This is a genomic window from Pseudomonas sp. PARCl1 (assembly GCF_947311875.1).
In the GTDB taxonomy this organism is placed as follows: domain Bacteria; phylum Pseudomonadota; class Gammaproteobacteria; order Pseudomonadales; family Pseudomonadaceae; genus Aquipseudomonas; species Aquipseudomonas juntendi.
In genome coordinates this window covers 13,296-32,257 of sequence record NZ_CAMZMX010000035.1, presented here as the reverse complement: position 1 = coordinate 32,257, position 18,962 = coordinate 13,296, and the positions used below count along the sequence as shown (strand labels likewise).

Sequence of the window (18,962 nt, the reverse complement as noted above, 5' to 3'; positions counted from 1 at the left end):
CCGACGATCGCGTCGGAAAGTTCAGCTGAGGTGCTAGATGGATATCATCGATACGATCAAAGAGCAGATTGCCAACAACACCATTCTGCTTTACATGAAAGGTTCGCCGAATGCCCCGCAATGCGGGTTCTCGGCCAAGGCATCGCAGGCTGTGATGGGTTGTGGCGAGAAGTTCGCCTACGTCGACATCCTGCAGAACCCGGAAATCCGCGCCAACCTGCCAAAGTACGCCAACTGGCCGACCTTCCCGCAGCTGTGGGTGGCCGGTGAGCTGGTCGGCGGTAGCGACATCATGCTGGAAATGTTCGAAAAGGGTGAGCTGCAGGCCCTGATCAAGGACGCCGCCGCCAAGGCCAAAGCTGCCGAAGCCTGATTTCGGCAAGCATGAAAAAACCCGCTGATCGCGGGTTTTTTTATGCAGCGGGTGGTTACTCTTCGCCCATCTGCGATTGCAGGTAGTTTTCGATACCGATCTTGTCGATCAGCCCCAGCTGGGTTTCCAGCCAGTCGATATGTTCTTCCTCGGACTCGAGGATATCTTCCAGCATGTCACGCGAGCCGAAGTCACCGGCGGTTTCGCAGTGGGCGATGGCGGCCTTGAGATCGGCCAGGCCCTTGTGTTCGAGCTTCAGATCGCACTCGAGCATTTCCTTGGTGTGCTCGCCGATCAACAGCTTGCCCAGGTCCTGAACGTTAGGGATGCCTTCGAGGAAGAGAATACGCTTGATCAACTTGTCAGCGTGCTTCATCTCGTCGATCGATTCCTTGTACTCGTGCTTGCCGAGTTTGTTCAGGCCCCAATCTTCGTACATGCGTGCGTGCAGGAAATACTGGTTGATCGCGACCAGCTCGTTTCCGAGGATCTTGTTGAGATGCTGGATGACGCTTACGTCGCCTTTCATTTGGGTTCCTGCCCTGTAGAAGTGTGCCAATAGCAGGAAGTTTGAGCCCGATGCGCAAGTGTGTCAAACCTAAGTGATTGAATAATAAATGAAAATTAATAGGAATAAGAATGTTTGTGAACCGCGTTGTTGCCCTAACTTATTGATATGTAGGCATAAAAAAACCGGACACTAGGTCCGGTTCTTGGAAATTCTGGTTTCAGGCGGTGGTGAATTCTACCGGGTAGGGTAGGGCGGCCTGGCTGACCTGCAACTCGGTCAGGGTCTCGCGGACTACTTGCTTGGCCAGGCAGGCACATTTGCCACACTGGCTGGCGACATTGGTCGCGGCTCGCACATCCTTGTAACTGCAGCATCCTTCATAGATCGCGTCGCGGATCTGTCCGTCAGTAACGCCGACACAAAGACACACATACATAAGGGCTGACCATCGCTGTTTGAGTCGATGGGTTGGAGCTTAATGTTAATGAGAATGCTTGTCAAAGCACTTTCTGCAAGGCCTGTGCTTGAGCGACCGGCGGTTGCCTGCTCGTTGGATTCGGCCTGTCATCAGAAGCCGTGTATGATGGTCCCCTTTGTTGGATGTCGGGCAGGCCCGTCTGGCCCGGCAAACGGTTCTACATCCTCATCAGGAGATTACAATGAGCGTACTCGTTGGTAAGAAAGCCCCCGATTTCACCGTACCGGCCGTGCTGGGCAACGGCGAGATCGTCGACAGCTTCAACCTGGCTTCGGCCATCAAGGGCAAGTACGGCCTGGTGTTCTTCTACCCGCTGGACTTCACCTTCGTCTGCCCGTCCGAGCTGATCGCCCTGGACCACCGCATCCCTGATTTCCAGGCGCGCAACGTAGAAGTGATCGGCGTGTCCATCGACTCGCACTTCACTCACAACGCCTGGCGCAACACCCCGGTCAACAACGGCGGCATCGGCCAGGTGAAGTACACCCTGGCTGCCGACATGACCCACGAAATCTGCAAAGCCTACGACGTTGAGTCCGAAGGTGGCGTGGCCTTCCGTGGTGCCTTCCTGATCGACACCAACGGTGTTGTTCGTTCGCAGATCGTCAACGACCTGCCACTGGGCCGTAACATGGACGAACTGCTGCGCCTGGTCGACGCCCTGCAATTCCACGAAGAGCACGGCGAAGTCTGCCCGGCCAACTGGAAAAAAGGCGACAAAGGCATGAACGCTTCGCCAGAAGGCGTAGCCGCCTACCTGAGCGAGAACGCCGGCAAGCTGTAATTGCGGCGCGCATGAAAAACCGGCCCTGGTGGCCGGTTTTTTTGTGCCTGGGTGGTGGCTGCGGGCTTGTGTTGCGAAAGGGCCGCCAGGCGGCCCACAGGTCAATCGTTGAAGTCGCGCCAGCCGCCCAGGTCCTTCCAGCGGTTGACGATGCCGCAGAACAGCTCCGCCGTTTTCTCGGTGTCGTACCGCGCCGAGTGCGCTTCACGCCCATCGAAGTCGATGTCGGCGCTTTGGCAAGCCCGCGCCAGTACGGTCTGGCCATAGGCCAGGCCGGCCAGGGTGGCCGTGTCGAAGCTGGAAAACGGGTGGAACGGGTTACGCTTCACGTCATTGCGCGCCACGGCCGCATTGAGGAAACCGAGGTCGAAGCTGCTGTTATGGCCGACCAGAATCGCCCGCTTGCAGCCATTGGCCTTCAGGGCCTTGCGCACACCGCGGAAAATATCGGTCAGCGCGGTTTCCTCGCTTACAGCCATGCGCAGCGGGTGGTCGAGCTTGATGCCGGTGAACTCCAGCGCGGCCGCCTCGATGTTCGCGCCTTCAAACGGCTCCACCCGGTGGAAGTACGTGTGCTCGGGGAACAGGAAGCCTTTCTCGTCCATGCCGATGGTCACTGCAGCAATTTCCAGCAAGGCATCGGTGGCGCTGTTGAAGCCGCCCGTTTCCACGTCCACTACAACCGGCAGGTAACCGCGGAAGCGCTCGGCCATTGGATGGCGCGACCCGCTGTTGCCTTGGCTTTCCAGGTCGTCTTCGTAGAGGTCTTCGCTCACGCGTTTTCCTCCAGCAGGCGCCAGCGCAATTTCTCGCCAGCGCGCAGCGGCACCACGGTTTGCTCGCCGAATGGCAGGCTCTGCGGGGCGGTCCATTCTTCGCGGACCAGGGTGATGGTGTCGGTATTCGCCGGCAGGCCATAGAAAGCTGGGCCGTGCAGGCTGGCGAAACCTTCCAGCTTGTCCAGCGCGTTGCGTTGCTCGAACGCTTCGGCGTACAGCTCGATAGCCGCGTAGGCGGTGTAGCAGCCGGCGCAGCCGCAGGCCGCTTCCTTGGCGTGACGGGCGTGCGGGGCCGAGTCGGTACCGAGGAAGAACTTCGGGTTGCCGCTGGTGGCTGCATCCAGCAGGGCCACCTGGTGGGTGTTGCGCTTGAGGATCGGCAGGCAGTAGAAGTGCGGGCGAATGCCACCGACCAGCATGTGGTTGCGGTTGTACAGCAGGTGTTGCGCGGTGATGGTCGCGCCAACATTGGCCGGTGCCTCGGTGACGAACTGCGCGGCATCGCTGGTGGTAATGTGTTCGAACACCACTTTCAAGGCCGGGAAGCGCTCGACCAGGCGGCGCATGTGCTCGTCGATGAAGCGCTTCTCGCGGTCGAACACGTCGATTTCGCTGCGGGTCACTTCGCCGTGCACCAGCAGCGGCATGCCGACCTCCGCCAATGCCTCGATGGCCGGGAAGATATTGTCGATGCTGGTCACGCCCGAGTCGGAATTGGTGGTGGCGCCCGCCGGGTACAGCTTGGCGGCATACACGATACCGCTGGCCTTGGCGGCACGCACATCTTCGGGGCTGGTACGGTCGGTGAGGTACAGGACCATCAGCGGCTCGAAGCGGCTGCCTGCCGGGCGGGCAGCGAGGATGCGTTCACGGTAGGCACCGGCCTCGGCGGCGTTGCGCACCGGCGGAACCAGGTTGGGCATGATGATGGCGCGGGCGAAAGTACGCGCCACATCGCCAACGGTGTGGGGCAGGACGGCACCATCACGCAGATGGATGTGCCAGTCGTCGGGGCGCAGGAGGGTCAGGCGATCGGACATTGGGGATTCCAGGCGGGTCGAACTCAAGCCCCAATGCTACCGGAAAACCCTGGGCCGAGCACGGCTATCAAGTTTTCCGGTTGGCGTCCGATAGCCTGCAGGTAAGCCGTTGAAATTGTGGAGCCGCCCGTGCGCCAGCGTTACCTGACCCTGTTGACCCTGTTCGCCAGCCTGCCGGCTGCCGCGCTGACTTTTCAGACGCGCATGGAGAACATTGCCTGGAAGGTCGAGGGTGACCCGTTCGAGTGCCGGCTAATCCAGCCGATCGATGGCTTTGGCAGTGGTGAGTTCGTACGCCGGGCGGGCGAGCAGGCAGTGTTCCAGTTGCGCTCGGCTAGCAACATACTGGGGGCCGGCACTGCCAGCCTGCTGGCGGCGGCGGCGCCGTGGCAACCCGGTCGTGGTGATATCAACCTGGGTAGCGTGCGCATGGCCCGTACCGGCGTGTTGTTCAGTTCTTCGCAAGGCCAGGCCAGCCGCCTGATCAATGGCTTGCTCGACGGGCGCAGCACGGTGGTGCGCAGCTTTGCGGGCGAAGCTGGCCGGCCCATGGAGGTGCGGGTACTGCCGGTGAGCTTTGCCAAGGCCTACAGCGATTACCAGGTGTGTGCCGCCAAGCTGCTGCCCATGAACTACGACCAGGTGCGCCAGACCCAGGTCGGTTTCCCGGGCGGGGGCATCGAACTGGATGACGCGGCCAAGGCCAGGCTGGATGTGATTCTCGAATACATGAAGGCCGACCCTTCGGTGAACCATGTCGAGCTCAACGGTCACTCCGACAACAGCGGTAATCGCCTGACCAACCGCGACCTGTCACGCCGCCGAGCGCTGGCGGTGGCGGACTACTTCAAGGCTCATGGCGTCAAGGATGAGCAGATCACCGTACGCTTCCACGGCGAGCGCTACCCGGTGGCCAAGAACAACACGGCGGCGAACCGGGCGCGGAATCGGCGAGTGAACATCGAGCTGGACCGGGTGGTGGTGCCTGAAAAACCGGTGGAGAAACCGACCGAGCAAGCCCCCCCTGCTGCTGCTGCGCCGGCCAGGCAACCTTGAGGTTGGACAGTCGCGTGCACCGCAGGCCCTTGACTTGCCTGCCTCACTACCGTCCGTCGCCCCTGTGAAAGTTCTTGTCGCTTTGTCGTCAGAAGCTGTCGCGCCACTGTAAATTTATCGTTAACGCCGTTAGAATCGGTCCTTTTCCGTACAACCCCGTGGAGTGATGGCATGGCGGACGTAAAAAAGGTCGTACTGGCGTATTCCGGCGGCCTTGATACTTCGGTGATTCTCAAGTGGCTGCAGGATACCTACAACTGCGAAGTGGTGACTTTCACCGCTGACCTGGGTCAGGGCGAAGAGGTCGAACCGGCCCGCGCCAAGGCTCAGGCAATGGGTGTTAAAGAGATCTACATCGACGACCTGCGCGAAGAATTCGTGCGTGATTTCGTGTTCCCGATGTTCCGCGCCAACACCGTCTACGAAGGTGAGTACCTGCTGGGTACTTCCATCGCCCGCCCGCTGATCGCCAAGCGCCTCATCGAAATCGCCAACGAAACCGGCGCAGACGCCATTTCCCATGGCGCTACCGGCAAGGGCAACGACCAGGTGCGTTTCGAGCTGGGTGCCTACGCGCTCAAGCCTGGCGTCAAGGTCATCGCCCCATGGCGTGAGTGGGACCTGCTGTCCCGCGAAAAGCTGATGGACTACGCCGAAAAGCACGGTATCCCGATCGAGCGCCACGGCAAGAAGAAGTCGCCGTACTCGATGGACGCCAACCTGCTGCACATCTCCTACGAAGGCGGTGTCCTGGAAGACACCTGGACCGAGCACGAAGAGGACATGTGGCGCTGGAGTGTCTCGCCTGAGAACGCCCCGGACCAGGCCACCTACATCGAACTCACCTACCGCAACGGCGACATCGTTGCCATTGACGGTGTCGAGAAAACCCCGGCAACCGTTCTGGCCGACCTGAACCGCATCGGCGGTGCCAACGGCATCGGCCGCCTCGACATCGTCGAAAACCGTTATGTCGGTATGAAGTCGCGTGGCTGCTACGAGACGCCTGGTGGCACCATCATGCTCAAGGCCCACCGTGCCATCGAGTCGATCACCCTGGACCGTGAAGTTGCTCACCTCAAAGACGAGTTGATGCCCAAGTACGCCAGCCTGATCTACACCGGTTACTGGTGGAGCCCGGAGCGCGTGATGCTGCAGCAGATGATCGACGCTTCGCAGGTCAACGTGAACGGTGTGGTGCGGCTGAAGCTGTACAAAGGCAATGTCACCGTGGTTGGCCGTAAATCGGATGATTCGCTGTTCGATGCCAACATCGCCACCTTCGAAGAAGATGGCGGCGCCTACAACCAGGCCGACGCTGCTGGCTTCATCAAGCTCAACGCCTTGCGTATGCGCATTGCCGCCAACAAGGGCCGTTCGCTGCTCTGATTGCTGGCCTGTGCCATGAAAGAACCCGGCTGCGGCCTAATGCCTGTCGGTTAAGCGTTACTGGGGCTGCTTTGCAGCCCTTCGCGGGCACGCCCGCTCCCACAGGCGCTGAACGCAAGAGATGCGCTATCCCCTGTAGGAGCGGGCGTGCCCGCGAAGGGTCGCGAAGCGGCCCCAAATTACTTAACTGACTGGCATTAGGCTGCGGCCGGGTTTTTTGTGCCTGCTCGAAATGAAGAGTTTCAGTTGCATGGGTTCGCGGCCTCACTGCCCAGTGGGCTGATGGACAATTGTGCGCATTGGCCTTTATCCACATTGCAAAAGCGCCAGGTGCGGGGCGGCGTTGGTGGTTGCGCAAGCGCTTGCAACAGTTGCTGTTCCATCAGGCGACAGGCATCCGGGCCAGAAAACATGAAGGTGACGGGCTCGCCTGGCAACCCCTCCTGCGGCATGGCAGCGAGGGCTTCACTGCTGGGTGGGGGCGCGCTGTCCGGTGCTGCCTTGTTGGGTAACGGGCTGTAGAACGACTTGTAGTTGAAGTTGAGTGTCAGGAAAAACAGCGCGGTCAGGAAGAACGGAAAGCCCACCAGGAACCAGGTATAGAGCTTCTGGCTGGACTCGCTGAGAAAGGGCAGTGTGGCCAGGGCGGAGGCTTCGATGATCCCGGCGAAGATGGCAATGATCGTCAGCGGGGCGACAGGTTGTGCTTGGCTCATGGTGGCTGCCTCCAGCGGTTTTGCCCATCTTTGCCCTACTGCGCCGGGCAACTAAAGACTGGACTGCTTCCCGGTGCGCGACAACGGGCTAAGTCCCTGATCCACGCTTCACCCCGAAGTCGGGCAGGGGTGTTTCAGCACCTGACAGTCTGTGCTCAAAGTGCAACTGGCCACCGGGTACACGCCTGTAATCGGTAATAAGGAATTTGTTTGTTACAACCATAGTCGCGATGTGTAGGAAGTTTCCGCAACTATTGTAGGTTTTGTCTGCACATGAGTTTCGTCGGCAAATCGCCGCGCCATCGGTCGTTCTGTCAGTTATCTTGGCGTGCCAAAGCCACAACAGTGAATGAATGGATGTCGCATGAATAAAGTGCTTATCGTTGATGATCATCCGGTCATACGCCTTGCCGTGCGCATGCTGATGGAGCGGCATGGGTATGACGTCGTGGGGGAGACCGACAATGGGGTGGCTGCATTGCAGCTGACGCGGCAACACCTGCCGGACATCGTGGTGCTGGATATCGGTATACCGAAGCTGGATGGCCTGGAGGTGATTGCCCGCATGGCCAGCTTCAGCCCAGGCAGCAAGGTGCTGGTACTGACGTCGCAGGCACCCGGCAATTTTTCGATGCGCTGTATGCAGGCGGGGGCGGCGGGTTATGTATGCAAGCAACAGGAACTTACCGAGCTGTTGAGCGCAATCAAGGCGGTGCTCTCGGGCTACAGCTACTTCCCCAACCAGGCCCTGCACGCGGCCCGGGGCAGGGGCACGGGCAGCGAGGTGGACATGGTCAACCGCCTCTCGGCCCGGGAAATGACCGTGTTGCAACAGTTGGCGCGCGGCCGTTCGAACAAGGAAATTGCCGACAGCATGTACCTGAGCAACAAGACGGTCAGTACCTACAAGTCACGCCTGCTACTCAAGCTCAATGCACGGTCGCTGGTAGACCTGATCGAGTTGGCGCAACGGCAAGGCCTGAGCTGAGCACAGGCCATGAAGCCTCCGGGCAGGAGGCTTTGCCAAGGTGGGGCTACAGGTCGTAATCGAAATCGGCCAGTTGTTTCTGCAGGCGCCGTTCTTCGAGCAAGTTGTCGATGGTGCGGCGTTTGCTGAGGTTGGTTTTTGCAGATTCCACCGGGGGCTCCGCGTCATCTTCTACGGCAACAAAATCATCTTCGATCGACAGGTCGTCTTTATCGGTACTCATGAGTCGCTCCAAGCCAAGGGGCCGTTGGCCGACCTTATAACCAGAAAGCAGGCGCTGGTAAAAAAGATTTTTTCAATCGACTGCAGTGGTTTTCAGCTATCCGCTCAATCGTCAGAAGTTTTGTGCTTGTACTCGCACAGGTCTTCGATCCTGCAGCTGCCGCACCTTGGCTTGCGTGCCTGGCAAACATAGCGGCCATGGAGAATCAGCCAGTGGTGGGCGTCCAGCAGGTAGTCCTTGGGTACGAACTTGACCAGTTTCTTTTCCACTTCCAGCACAGTCTTGCCCGGCGCTATGCCCGTGCGATTGCTGACCCTGAAAATATGCGTATCGACGGCCATGGTCGGCTGGCGGAACGCCGTGTTCAGCACCACATTCGCCGTCTTGCGGCCGACACCTGGCAGTGCCTCCAGCGCTTCACGGGTTTGGGGTACCTGGCTACCGTGACGCTCGATCAGTAAGCGGCAGGCTTCGATGACGTTCTTGGCCTTGCTGTTGTACAGCCCAATGGTCTTTATGTATTCGCTGAGGCCTTCGACGCCCAGGGCATAGATGGCCTCGGGGGTGTTGGCGACGGGGAACAGGCGCGCCGTAGCCTTGTTGACGCCGACGTCGGTCGATTGCGCGGACAGTGTCACTGCCACCAGCAATTCAAATGGCGTGGTGTAGGCCAGTTCGGTTTTCGGGTCAGGGTTGTCTTCATGCAGCCTGCGAAAAATCTCCAGGCGTTTGGCGGCGTTCATGAAACAGAGCTTTCCTTGATGGCGCGCACAGGCCGGGATTGCCCTGGCCCGCCGCAGAAGCCAACGGGGCTGCCAGGCAGCCCCCACGGTCAATTACTTGATGCGCTGGCCTGGCTTGGCGCCGCTGTCCGGGCTCAGCAGGTAGATTTCTTCACCACCAGGGCCTGCGGCCATGACCATCCCCTCGGACACGCCAAAGCGCATTTTCCGCGGTTTCAGGTTGGCGACCATCATGGTCAGGCGGCCTTCGAGCTTGGACGGGTCCGGGTACGCCGACTTGATGCCGGAGAACACATTGCGGCGTTCGTCCCCGATGTCCAGGGTCAGCTGCAGCAGCTTGTCAGCACCCGCCACGGCTTCGGCCTTGACGATCAGTGCCACACGCAGGTCCACAGCGGCAAAGGTGTCGAACTCGATTTCTGCCGACAGCGGGTCCTTGGCCAGCTCGCCGTTGCCTGCCGGGGCCTTGGGTTCGGCGGCCAGCAGGTCTTCCTTGCTGGCGGCGACCATGGCTTCGACCTTGGCCAGCTCGATACGGCTCATCAGTGCCTTGAACGGGTTCAGCGTGTGGTTTTCCAGACGCGACAGGTGGTCGTTCCAGGTCAGCGGGGCCACGTTGAGGAAGGCCTCGGCGTCGGCAGCCAGCAGCGGCAGTACCGGCTTGAGGAAAATCACCAACTGGCGGAACAGGTTGATGCCCTGGGCGCAGATCGCCTGCACTTCGTCCTGCTTGCCCTCCTGCTTGGCCAGGGACCACGGCGCTTTGTCGGCAATCCAGGCATTGGCACGGTCGGCCAGCGCCATGATTTCGCGCATGGCGCGGCCGAAATCGCGGCCTTCGTAGGCCTCGGCAATGGACGGGGCGGCAGCCAGGAAGGCTTCGGTCAGTTCAGGCGCGGCATCACCGCTAACCATCACGCCCTGGTTACCCTTGTGGATGAAGCCGGCACAGCGGCTGGCGATGTTGACCACCTTGCCAACCAGGTCAGAGTTGACCTTCTGCACGAAGTCTTCCAGGTTCAGGTCGAGGTCGTCGACGCCGCGGCCCAGCTTGGCGGCGTAGTAATAGCGCAGGTACTCTGGCTGCAGGTGGTCGAGGTAGGTACGGGCCTTGATGAACGTACCCCGCGACTTTGACATCTTGGCGCCGTTGACGGTCAGGTAACCGTGCACGTTGACGGCGGTCGGCTTGCGGAAGCCCGCGCCTTCGAGCATGGCTGGCCAGAACAGGGCGTGGAAGTTGACGATGTCCTTGCCGATGAAATGGTACAGCTCGGCTTTGGAGCCCTCGCGCCAGAACGCATCGAAGTCCAGTTCCGGGCGGCGCGCGCAAAGGTTCTTGAAGCTGGCCATGTAGCCGATAGGCGCATCGAGCCAGACATAGAAGTATTTGCCCGGCTCACCCGGAATTTCGAAACCGAAGTACGGCGCGTCACGGGAGATGTCCCATTCCTGCAGGCCGGAGTCCAGCCATTCGGCCAGCTTGTTGGCGACTGCGTCCTGCAGCGTGCCGCTGCGGGTCCACTGTTGCAGCATGGCCTGGAAGTCGGGCAGCTTGAAGAAAAAGTGCTGCGAATCGCGCAATACCGGGGTGGCCCCGGAAATGGCCGACTTGGGGTTCTTCAGTTCGGTCGGTGCGTAGGTGGCGCCGCATTTCTCGCAGTTGTCGCCGTACTGGTCTTCGGCCGCGCACTTCGGGCAGGTGCCCTTGATGAAGCGGTCGGCCAGGAACATGCCCTTTTCCGGGTCGAAGTACTGGGTCACCGAACGGGTGGCAATGTGCCCGGCCTCACGCAGGCGTGTGTAGATGAGGCTCGACAGCTCACGGTTTTCTTCGCTGTGGGTGGAGTGGAAGTTGTCGAAGTCCACCAGGAAGTCGGCGAAGTCGCTGCTGTGTTCGGCCTGGACGTTGGCAATCAGTTGTTCCGGGGTGATGCCTTCCTTTTCCGCGCGCAGCATGATGGCCGAGCCGTGAGCGTCGTCGGCGCAGACGTAAATGCACTGGTTCCCGCGCAGCTTCTGGAAGCGTACCCACATATCCGTCTGGATGTACTCCAGCATATGGCCAAGGTGGATCGATCCATTGGCATAGGGCAGGGCGCTGGTGACGAGAATCTGGCGTGGCTCGGACATGGTGGCTCGGCTACTTATCTGGCTCGGGGTAAAAATGAGGATGATCGGCCACTATAAAGGGCTGGCGAAGATATTTCACCCCGCAAGCGCATCTGCTGATGATTGACGGGTTAGGATAGGCGCCTGTTTTACATTCAGTTTGCCAATGGGAGTCTCCATGAGTGCCGTCACCCGTGCCGCCATCGAAGGCGTGCTTCGCCAGTACACCGACCCCTACCTGAACCAGGACCCGGTCAGCGCCGGCTGCGTGCGCGCCATCGATATCCAGGGCGGGCAGGTCAGCGTGCAGTTGCAGTTGGGCTATGCCGCCGGGCTGTTCAAGAACGGCTGGGCCCAGGTGCTGCAGACCGCCATCGGCAACCTCGAGGGCGTCAGCGGCGCCCAGGTGTCGATCGACTGCGTGGTTGCCGCGCACAAGGCCCAGGCCCAGGTGCCGGCCATGGCCAACGTCAAGAACATCATCGCCGTGGCCTCGGGCAAGGGCGGCGTGGGCAAGTCGACCACCGCCGCCAACCTGGCCCTGGCGCTGGCCCGCGAGGGTGCCCGGGTGGGTATTCTGGATGCCGACATCTATGGCCCCAGCCAGGGCGTTATGTTCGGTATCGCCGAAGGCACCCGCCCGCAGATTCGCGAACAGAAGTGGTTTGTGCCGATCAAGGCGCATGGCGTGGAAGTGATGTCCATGGCGTTCCTGACCGACGACAACACGCCGATGGTCTGGCGTGGCCCGATGGTCTCGGGTGCGCTGCTGCAGTTGGTGACCCAGACCGCGTGGGACGACCTGGACTACCTGGTGATCGACATGCCCCCGGGCACCGGTGACATCCAGCTGACCCTGGCCCAGAAGGTGCCGGTGGCCGGGTCGGTGATCGTTACCACACCACAGGACCTGGCCTTGCTCGATGCCCGCAAGGGTGTGGAAATGTTCCGTAAGGTCAACATCCCGGTACTGGGCGTGGTCGAGAACATGGCCGTGCACATCTGTTCCAACTGCGGCCATGCCGAGCACCTGTTCGGCGAAGGCGGTGGCGAGAAACTGGCCAGCCAGTATGGCGTCGATCTGCTGGCCTCGCTGCCACTGTCGATGGTCATCCGCGAGCAGGCCGACAACGGCAAGCCGACCGCCATTGCCGAGCCGGAAAGCCAGATTGCCATGGTCTATCAGGAGCTGGCGCGCCAGGTAGGGGCGCGGATCGTGCTGCAGGAAGCTGCGGCGCCGGCGATGCCGAGCATCACCATCAGCGAAGATTGACCTGAGAGCGAGCCCGAGCGTTCGCAGGGGCCATCGGCATCAAAGCCAAAACCGATGCTATCGATGCCCAAGCGTTGGCCCATTACGCTGAAGTCAGTCCAGATCAGCCCACCCTGCGGATCAGTCCGGAGCGTGCGCTTCTTAGGGAGTTGCTGCAGCAACGTGATCGACTGGTTCAACAGCGCGATGATGACCTGAGGCGCTTGAGCTAGGCGCAGTCCACCGTTGGACTCGAAGATCACACGGTTCCTGTGGGAGCGGGCGTGCCCGCGAACACCGGCGCAGCCGGTGCCAGACACCGCGTCGCCTGCTTCGCGGGCAAGCCCGCTCCCACAATGAATCGCGCAGGCTTTTCAAATTTTGGAAAGACAGTTGCCCCTACAAGCACTGCACAGCACTTGAAGCCTGCGCGATTCCTGTGGGAGCGGGCGTGTCCGCGAACACCGGCGCAGCCGGTGCCAGACACCGCGTCGCCTGCTTCGCGGGCAAGCCCGCTCCCACAATGAATCGCGCAGGCTTTTCAAATTTTGGAAAGACAGTTGCCCCTACAAGCACTGCACAGCACTTGAAGCCTGCGCGATCCCTATGGGAGCGGGCGTGCCCGCGAAGAAGCCAGCGGCGAATTTCGACCAAGCATAAAAAAACCCGCCAGAAGGCGGGTTTTTTGAAAGCTAGGAAGCTAGATCGGCTTAGGCGATCTGAACTTCTTCAGCCTGCATGCCTTTCTGGCCGCGGGTAGCGACGAAAGTAACAGCCTGGCCTTCTTTCAGGGTTTTGAAGCCGTCAGCTTGGATGGCTTTGAAGTGCACGAACAGGTCGTCGCCCGACTGAGGGGTGATGAAGCCGTAGCCTTTCTCATCGTTGAACCACTTAACAACACCGGATTGACGGTTGGACATTTTTCTGTCTCCTTGGACAATTTGATAACGGTCAGGAAACACCCTGACCGGGACTGAGCGCAAAGAGAGCAGAAAATTCAGCGATGGGCCGATCAGGATCGTGCATCAAACTAGAGATTCTCGGTGTCACGTGCAGCACAGTGGCGCCACCTTACCCCACTTTCCGCAACCTGCCAATGGTCTGAATGCGGTTTAGGCAAATTCGGATCGACGGCGGCTGCAAGCCGCGCCCGACGCGGGGTGAGGGATGGAACTTTAACCTGGGCGCCGGGACCGGTAAGATGCGCACCACGTTTTCCACCACGCAACTCTTCAGGACACCCCGCCATGAGCATCAAATCGGACAAGTGGATTCGCCGCATGGCGCAGGAACACGGCATGATCGAGCCGTTCGTCGAGCGCCAGGTGCGCGGCGAGCAGGACAGCCGGGTCATCTCTTTCGGTGTTTCCAGCTACGGCTACGACGTGCGCTGCGCCGACGAATTCAAGGTGTTCACCAACATCAACTCGGCGACCGTCGATCCGAAAAACTTCGACGCTGGCAGCTTCGTCGACATCAAGAGCGACGTGTGCATCATTCCGCCGAACTCGTTCGCCCTGGCGCGCACGGTCGAGTACTTCCGCATTCCGCGCGACGTGCTGACCATCTGCCTGGGCAAGAGCACCTACGCCCGTTGCGGCATCATCGTCAATGTCACCCCGCTGGAACCTGAGTGGGAAGGCCACGTGACCCTGGAATTCTCCAACACCACCACGCTGCCGGCAAAGATCTATGCCAACGAAGGCGTGGCGCAGATGCTGTTCCTGCAGTCTGACGAAGCGTGCGATGTGTCGTACAAGGACCGCGGCGGCAAGTACCAGGGCCAGCGCGGTGTGACCCTGCCGCGGACCTGAGCCGACGAGCGCGGGGAATTACCTGCGCTTTTGCCACTCCAACGAAGTACGCCGGTGCTCATGATGTGCATCGGTTTCGTCAGGAGCAGCCAATGAAACTCCATCCCGCAATCAGTGCCAAGCTGGCAGGTCTGCAGCCCAACCACATCGGGTTGTTGCCCTGGGCTTTGCTGGCGCATCCGTTGCCCATGCAGGCCGGGGGCGTGCCCCATCAGCCTGACCCCGATACGCCGCAGCCTGCGCAGCCAGGTGAATCCCCACCCATGGAACCGGGCGAGCCGACCTTGCCTGACGAGCCTCCCCCAGCGCCTGTAGCGTGATGCGCTGCTAAAGCGGCCAGACTCGGCCGGCGCCAGCCAGGTAGACCTGGCTGGTGGGCAGCGGCGCTATTTCCCAGCCGCCGGTGAACTCACCGAATGCGGGCAGCAGGCTCACTTGTTCGTCGATCAGAAAGCACGGCAGGCGCAGGCGTTGCCTGGCCCTGCCACGCAGGATGAAGACCGGGTGCACGTGGCCGGCCAGCACTGGCCGTTCCGGGTGAGCATGCGGTTCGTGCTGCAGGGCGAAGGGACCCAGCAGCCAGGGTTCATCCAGCACTGTGATGCCCAGCGTTTCGGGGGGATCGCCGGCGTTGTGATCGTGGTTGCCGCGTATCAGCACGATGTGCAGGCCAGGATGGCGGTCGCGCCATGCCTGCAGACGAGCCAGCGTGGCAGGTGCCCGTGCGCTGCGCGCGTGCAGGAAGTCGCCGAGTACGATCAGCTGTTCGCAAGCGTAGTGGGCCAGCAGGTCATCCAGCCGCGCCAGGGTCGCCTCGGTGGTGCCGCGCGGCACCGGTTGGTGCAATGCGCGATAACTGGCGGCTTTGCCGATATGCACGTCGGCAACCAGCAATGCACGCTGCGCCGGCCAGTAGATGGCCTTGTCCGGGAGCAGCCATAACTCCTGGCCGCAATGTTCGATGGCCTGATGCTGTTGAGTCATTCCTTGTTCGCCGCCTGTTCCAGTTCTGCCACCATTCGCGCAATACGGTCCGCCAGCTTCTCGGTGCTCAACGTCTCGCGCATGCCCTCCACCAGCAAGGCGAACGCCAGCGGCCCCGGCCGCTTCAATGCCCGCAGGTCCAGTTGCAGGCCGGCCATTTTCAACAGTTGGCGATGCAGGCGGTCAATTTCCAGTTCCTCGCTCAGCACCTCGTCACGGGCCTGGCCGAGCAGCAGGTTGCCTGCATCATGTTTGCGAAACACCTCGTAGAACAGGCCACTGGAAGCTTGAATCTGCCGCATGCTTTTCTGCGCCGCCGGATAGCCGCCAAACACCAGCCCGGCAATCTGGGCAATTTCCCTGAAACGGCGTAGCGCCATTTCACCCGCGTTGAGGCTGGCCAGCACATCCTCCAGCAGCTGCTCGGTGCCCAGCGCCTGCGGTAAGTGCGTCGCCCAGTCCACATGGCCAGGGCTGAGCAGCTCGAAGCCATAGTCATTTACGGCAATCGATACCGACAGGGGTTGCTGGCGGCTCACCCGCCAGGCAATCAGGTTGGCCAGGCCCAGGTTGGCCATGCGCCCGGCGAAGGGGTACAGGAACAGATGCCAGCCCTGGCGCGACTTGAAGGTCTCCGCCAGCAGCGTAGCCGTGGTGGGTAGAGCCGACCATTGGGCTTGCAGTGCCAGCAGCGGGCGCACGGCGCGCATTTCCGGGCCGGTAAAACGTTCGTGGGCGGCAGCGTCGAGCTGTTCGACCAGCGCATCGGCCAGCTCGCTCGACAAGGGCATGCGCCCGCCGTTCCAGCGTGCTATGGCAGCCTTGCGTGCGGTGCTGCGGCGTACGTAGGCGGTCATGTTTTCCACCCGCACCAGTTCCAGCACCCGCCCGGCGAACACCAGCGTATCGCCGGGCCGCAGGCGGGCGATGAAGGCCTCCTCGACACTGCCCAGCGTCTTGCCGCCGCCGCCCTTGCTCCAGTACTTGAGCTGCAGGCTGGCATCGCTGACGATGGTGCCGATGCCCATGCGATGGCGCCGCGCCAGGCGCTCGCTGGCCACTCGATAAACGCCGTCGGCATGGCGCTCGACGCGCTGGTAGTCGGGGTAGGCCGTCAGTGAACTGCCGCCGTGGCAGACAAAGTCCAGGGCCCACTGCCACTGGCTGTCGCGCAAGCCGGCGAACGCCCAGGTGCTGCGCACTTCGGCCAGCAACTGGTCGGCGCGAAAGCCACTGCCCAAGGCCATGCTGACCAGGTGCTGCACCAGTACGTCCATGCACAGCCGGGGGGAGAAACGCGCCTCGATGTGCCCAGCTTCCAGTGCCTGGCGAGCGGCTGCTGCCTCGACCAGCTCCAGGCTGTGGGTAGGTACGAGGGTTATCCGGGAGCGCCGCCCGGGGGCATGGCCCGAGCGGCCGGCCCGTTGCATCAGGCGTGCGATGCCCTTGGCCGAGCCGATTTGCAGCACCCGCTCCACGGGCAGAAAGTCTACCCCCAGGTCCAGGCTGGAGGTGCAGATCACCGCCTTCAGGCTGCCCTGCTTGAGGCTGCGTTCGACCCAGTCGCGGGTTTCCCGGGCCAGTGAGGCATGGTGCAAGGCGATCAGGCCGGCCCAGTCGGGGCGGCTTTCCAGCAGGGCCTGGTACCAGAGCTCGGCTTGGGCCCGGGTATTGGTGAACACCAGGCAACTGGCGCTGGCGTCGACCTCGCGGCTGACCTGGTCGAGCATTTTCAGGCCCATGTGCCCGGCCCAGGGAAACCGTTCTATGGCCCCGGGCAGCAGGGTATCGACCTGCAGTGCTTTGTCTTGACGGCCTTGCACCAGCAGGCCGCCCTCGGGCAGCAGCACGTCCCGTGCATGCTGCAGGTTGCCCAAGGTGGCAGACAAACCCCAGGTCGGCAGGCCAGGGTGCCAGCGGCGCAGGCGGGCCAAGGCCAACTGCAGTTGTACGCCGCGTTTGTTACCCAGCAACTCGTGCCATTCGTCGACCACGATCAAGCGCAGCGTGGCGAAATCGGCTTCGGCCTGGGCACGCGTCAGTAGCAGGGTCAGGCTTTCCGGGGTGGTGACCAGCACGCTGGGCAGGCGCCGCGCTTGCCGGGCCCGCTCGGCACTGCTGGTGTCGCCGCTGCGTACGCCGACACTCCACGGCAAACCCAGCTCATCGAGGGGCGCTTGCAGGGCGCGCGCAGTGTCGGCGGCCAGGGCACGCATGGGCGTGATCCATATCACCTGCATGGGGGCTGCCTGGCGCCCCTGTGCCTGGGCCTTGAATGCGCGCAGTGCCGCCAGCCACACCGCGTAGGTTTTGCCGGCACCGGTGCTGGCGTGCAGCAGGCCAGACTCGCCGCGCTCTACCGCCGCCCAGACCCGGCGCTGGAACGCGAACGGTTTCCAGCCACGTTTGCTGAACCAGGCGTTGGCGAGGTCGGTGGTGGGCATGGGGCGCAGGGTCCTTCGAAGGTTGTGCTTCTACAGACCACCCGCCGGCGGCAATGGTTTTACCGGATCAATTGCCCAACAGGTAACCGCTCCGGCACACCTGCTCGCCGGCCACATGGGCGATGACCATGCCCGAGGTAGCCATGCGCCGTACGCTGCGAGCGTACAACAGACCGGCCTGGCTATTGCGCACGGCAGTGACCCGGTCGCTGAGGGGGTCGATGACTTCGGCGATCAGTTGGCCTGCCGCCAGTTGCTGGCCTGGTTTGGCGTGGTACACCAGCAACCCACCCAGGGGTGTCGCCACCGGTTCTACGGCGGCCAGCGGTGTAGCCGGGCGCAGCAGGGCGGGGAGTGCCGGCTTGGCACCCTCGATAATGCCGGCATGGGTGAGGAAGTCGAGAATCGCCCCGCAATCCTTGCTGGCCAGTGCGTGGCTGACGTCGGCCTGCCCGCGCAACTCGACCGTGACCGAGCAACAGCCCAACGGGATAGGGAAGCGTTTGCCGAAGCGCTGCTGCAACTGCCACCAGACCAGGCTGAAGCACTCGTCGAACGACTGCCCGCCCGAATCGGTGGCCAGCAGGCTGGCCTGTGCACCCAGGTAGCGAGCCAGCGGCTCGATCTGCGGCCAGGCGTCAGGTGTTGTGTACAGGTGCTCCACCGCTTCGAAGTCGCAGTGCAGGTCCAGTATCAGGTCGGCATCGCAGGCCAGCCGTTGCAGGATCAGGCGCTGGGCCTGCAGCGGCGTACGCGCCGGGTGCGCGTCCAGCCCGCGGCGCAGGTACTCGCGGATCAGCGCAACGTTGTGGGCAGGGTCCTGGCTGAGGTGCTCTTCGATCTGGTCGCCGATGGTGTCCGACAGATCGACGAAATTACGGTTGAAATTCTCGCCACTCTGTAGCTCAAAGCGCCCCAGTGGCGCGTCCAGCAGCACCTGCTCCAGGCCAACCGGGTTGGCCACCGGCACCAGGATGATCTCGCGCTGCAGACGGCCCTGTTGTTCCAGTTCTGCCAGGCGGCGCTTGAGGTGCCAGGCGACCAGCATGCCGGGTAGCTCGTCGGCGTGCAGCGATGCCTGGATATAGACTTTGCCACCACCGCGGGGGCCGAAGTGGAAGCTGTGCAGTTGGCGGGTGATGCCCGGAACGGGTGAAAGCAGGTCGTGTGTTGAATGGTGCATGGTGGTCCTGGCTGCGTGGCGAAAACGGTCTGCGACACGGGTCGGCACACAGATAGAAGCACAGTTTTCGGCGTTGCGCCTGCACAGGGTTTG

The 18,962-nt window shown here is 61.9% G+C and carries 20 protein-coding genes; 8 read left to right on the top strand and 12 right to left on the bottom strand.

Annotation, left to right across the window (positions count from 1 at the left end):
* Positions 1 to 37 precede the first annotated feature (37 nt).
* The gene (gene grxD, locus QME24_RS17705) at positions 38 to 373 is read left to right on the top strand and encodes a Grx4 family monothiol glutaredoxin (protein WP_009684557.1); all 336 of its coding nucleotides are present in this window, start codon (positions 38 to 40) and stop codon (positions 371 to 373) included.
* A 55-nt stretch (positions 374 to 428) separates the two neighbouring features.
* Here grxD and bfr read toward each other — a convergent pair whose 3' ends face one another.
* Together bfr and QME24_RS17695 are read right to left on the bottom strand one after the other, a co-directional pair.
* Positions 429 to 902 carry a bacterioferritin gene (bfr, locus tag QME24_RS17700; protein WP_009684558.1) on the bottom strand — a complete coding sequence of 158 codons (474 nt, stop codon included), beginning with the start codon at positions 900 to 902 and terminating at the stop codon, positions 429 to 431.
* Positions 903 to 1,101: 199 nt separating this feature from the next.
* Positions 1,102 to 1,320 (bottom strand): bacterioferritin-associated ferredoxin, encoded by a 219-nt coding sequence (locus QME24_RS17695; RefSeq protein ID WP_009684559.1) that lies wholly within the window; start codon positions 1,318 to 1,320, stop codon positions 1,102 to 1,104.
* Between the two features lie 223 nt (positions 1,321 to 1,543).
* On the opposite strand from QME24_RS17695, the gene QME24_RS17690 reads away from it, so the two are divergent.
* Positions 1,544 to 2,146, top strand: a complete 603-nt coding sequence (locus QME24_RS17690; RefSeq protein ID WP_009684560.1) for a peroxiredoxin — start codon at positions 1,544 to 1,546, stop codon at positions 2,144 to 2,146.
* 101 nt (positions 2,147 to 2,247) lie between these two features.
* On the opposite strand, the gene rnt is transcribed toward QME24_RS17690, so the two are convergent.
* Both rnt and pyrC read right to left on the bottom strand, forming a co-directional pair.
* Positions 2,248 to 2,922 (bottom strand): ribonuclease T, encoded by a 675-nt coding sequence (rnt, locus tag QME24_RS17685; protein ID WP_009684561.1) that lies wholly within the window; start codon positions 2,920 to 2,922, stop codon positions 2,248 to 2,250.
* Positions 2,919 to 3,965 (bottom strand): dihydroorotase, encoded by a 1,047-nt coding sequence (pyrC, locus tag QME24_RS17680; protein WP_029887753.1) that lies wholly within the window; start codon positions 3,963 to 3,965, stop codon positions 2,919 to 2,921. Before pyrC ends, rnt begins: the two co-directional genes overlap by 4 nt.
* Positions 3,966 to 4,094: 129 nt before the next feature.
* Here pyrC and QME24_RS17675 point away from each other — a divergent pair, with 129 nt between their 5' ends.
* Positions 4,095 to 5,021, top strand: a complete 927-nt coding sequence (locus tag QME24_RS17675) for an OmpA family protein (protein WP_054904056.1) — start codon at positions 4,095 to 4,097, stop codon at positions 5,019 to 5,021.
* Positions 5,022 to 5,192: 171 nt separating this feature from the next.
* Positions 5,193 to 6,410, top strand: coding sequence for an argininosuccinate synthase (locus QME24_RS17670; protein ID WP_029886602.1), 1,218 nt, complete (start codon positions 5,193 to 5,195; stop codon positions 6,408 to 6,410).
* 242 nt (positions 6,411 to 6,652) lie between these two features.
* Here QME24_RS17670 and QME24_RS17665 read toward each other — a convergent pair whose 3' ends face one another.
* The gene (locus tag QME24_RS17665) at positions 6,653 to 7,126 is read right to left on the bottom strand and encodes a hypothetical protein (RefSeq protein WP_054904057.1); all 474 of its coding nucleotides are present in this window, start codon (positions 7,124 to 7,126) and stop codon (positions 6,653 to 6,655) included.
* Between the two features lie 364 nt (positions 7,127 to 7,490).
* Here QME24_RS17665 and QME24_RS17660 point away from each other — a divergent pair, with 364 nt between their 5' ends.
* A complete protein-coding gene (locus QME24_RS17660; protein ID WP_009684566.1) occupies positions 7,491 to 8,114 on the top strand; it encodes a response regulator transcription factor in 624 nt (207 codons plus the stop codon).
* A gap of 46 nt (positions 8,115 to 8,160) precedes the next feature.
* Here QME24_RS17660 and QME24_RS17655 read toward each other — a convergent pair whose 3' ends face one another.
* The 3 genes from QME24_RS17655 to metG form a co-directional block, all read right to left on the bottom strand.
* The gene (locus QME24_RS17655; RefSeq protein ID WP_009684567.1) at positions 8,161 to 8,337 is read right to left on the bottom strand and encodes a hypothetical protein; all 177 of its coding nucleotides are present in this window, start codon (positions 8,335 to 8,337) and stop codon (positions 8,161 to 8,163) included.
* Positions 8,338 to 8,441: 104 nt separating this feature from the next.
* A complete protein-coding gene (nth, locus tag QME24_RS17650) occupies positions 8,442 to 9,080 on the bottom strand; it encodes an endonuclease III (protein ID WP_009684568.1) in 639 nt (212 codons plus the stop codon).
* A gap of 93 nt (positions 9,081 to 9,173) precedes the next feature.
* Positions 9,174 to 11,213, bottom strand: coding sequence for a methionine--tRNA ligase (gene metG, locus QME24_RS17645; RefSeq protein WP_054904058.1), 2,040 nt, complete (start codon positions 11,211 to 11,213; stop codon positions 9,174 to 9,176).
* 157 nt (positions 11,214 to 11,370) lie between these two features.
* On the opposite strand from metG, the gene apbC reads away from it, so the two are divergent.
* Positions 11,371 to 12,465 (top strand): iron-sulfur cluster carrier protein ApbC, encoded by a 1,095-nt coding sequence (gene apbC, locus QME24_RS17640; RefSeq protein ID WP_054904059.1) that lies wholly within the window; start codon positions 11,371 to 11,373, stop codon positions 12,463 to 12,465.
* Between the two features lie 689 nt (positions 12,466 to 13,154).
* Here apbC and QME24_RS17635 read toward each other — a convergent pair.
* The gene (locus tag QME24_RS17635) at positions 13,155 to 13,364 is read right to left on the bottom strand and encodes a cold-shock protein (protein WP_003254922.1); all 210 of its coding nucleotides are present in this window, start codon (positions 13,362 to 13,364) and stop codon (positions 13,155 to 13,157) included.
* Positions 13,365 to 13,691: 327 nt separating this feature from the next.
* Here QME24_RS17635 and dcd point away from each other — a divergent pair, with 327 nt between their 5' ends.
* The gene (gene dcd, locus QME24_RS17630) at positions 13,692 to 14,258 is read left to right on the top strand and encodes a dCTP deaminase (protein WP_009684571.1); all 567 of its coding nucleotides are present in this window, start codon (positions 13,692 to 13,694) and stop codon (positions 14,256 to 14,258) included.
* Positions 14,259 to 14,350: 92 nt separating this feature from the next.
* Positions 14,351 to 14,578, top strand: a complete 228-nt coding sequence (locus tag QME24_RS17625; RefSeq protein ID WP_009684572.1) for a hypothetical protein — start codon at positions 14,351 to 14,353, stop codon at positions 14,576 to 14,578.
* 7 nt (positions 14,579 to 14,585) lie between these two features.
* Here QME24_RS17625 and pdeM read toward each other — a convergent pair whose 3' ends face one another.
* The 3 genes from pdeM to QME24_RS17610 form a co-directional block, all read right to left on the bottom strand.
* Positions 14,586 to 15,242: a ligase-associated DNA damage response endonuclease PdeM gene (gene pdeM / locus QME24_RS17620; RefSeq protein WP_047149549.1), complete on the bottom strand. Its 657-nt coding sequence runs from the start codon at positions 15,240 to 15,242 to the stop codon at positions 14,586 to 14,588.
* Entirely contained in the window at positions 15,239 to 17,686 is a 2,448-nt protein-coding gene (locus QME24_RS17615; protein WP_054904060.1) for a ligase-associated DNA damage response DEXH box helicase, read from the bottom strand. Before QME24_RS17615 ends, pdeM begins: the two co-directional genes overlap by 4 nt.
* Positions 17,687 to 17,753: 67 nt before the next feature.
* Positions 17,754 to 18,869, bottom strand: a complete 1,116-nt coding sequence (locus QME24_RS17610) for a succinylglutamate desuccinylase/aspartoacylase family protein (protein ID WP_054904061.1) — start codon at positions 18,867 to 18,869, stop codon at positions 17,754 to 17,756.
* Positions 18,870 to 18,962 lie beyond the last annotated feature (93 nt).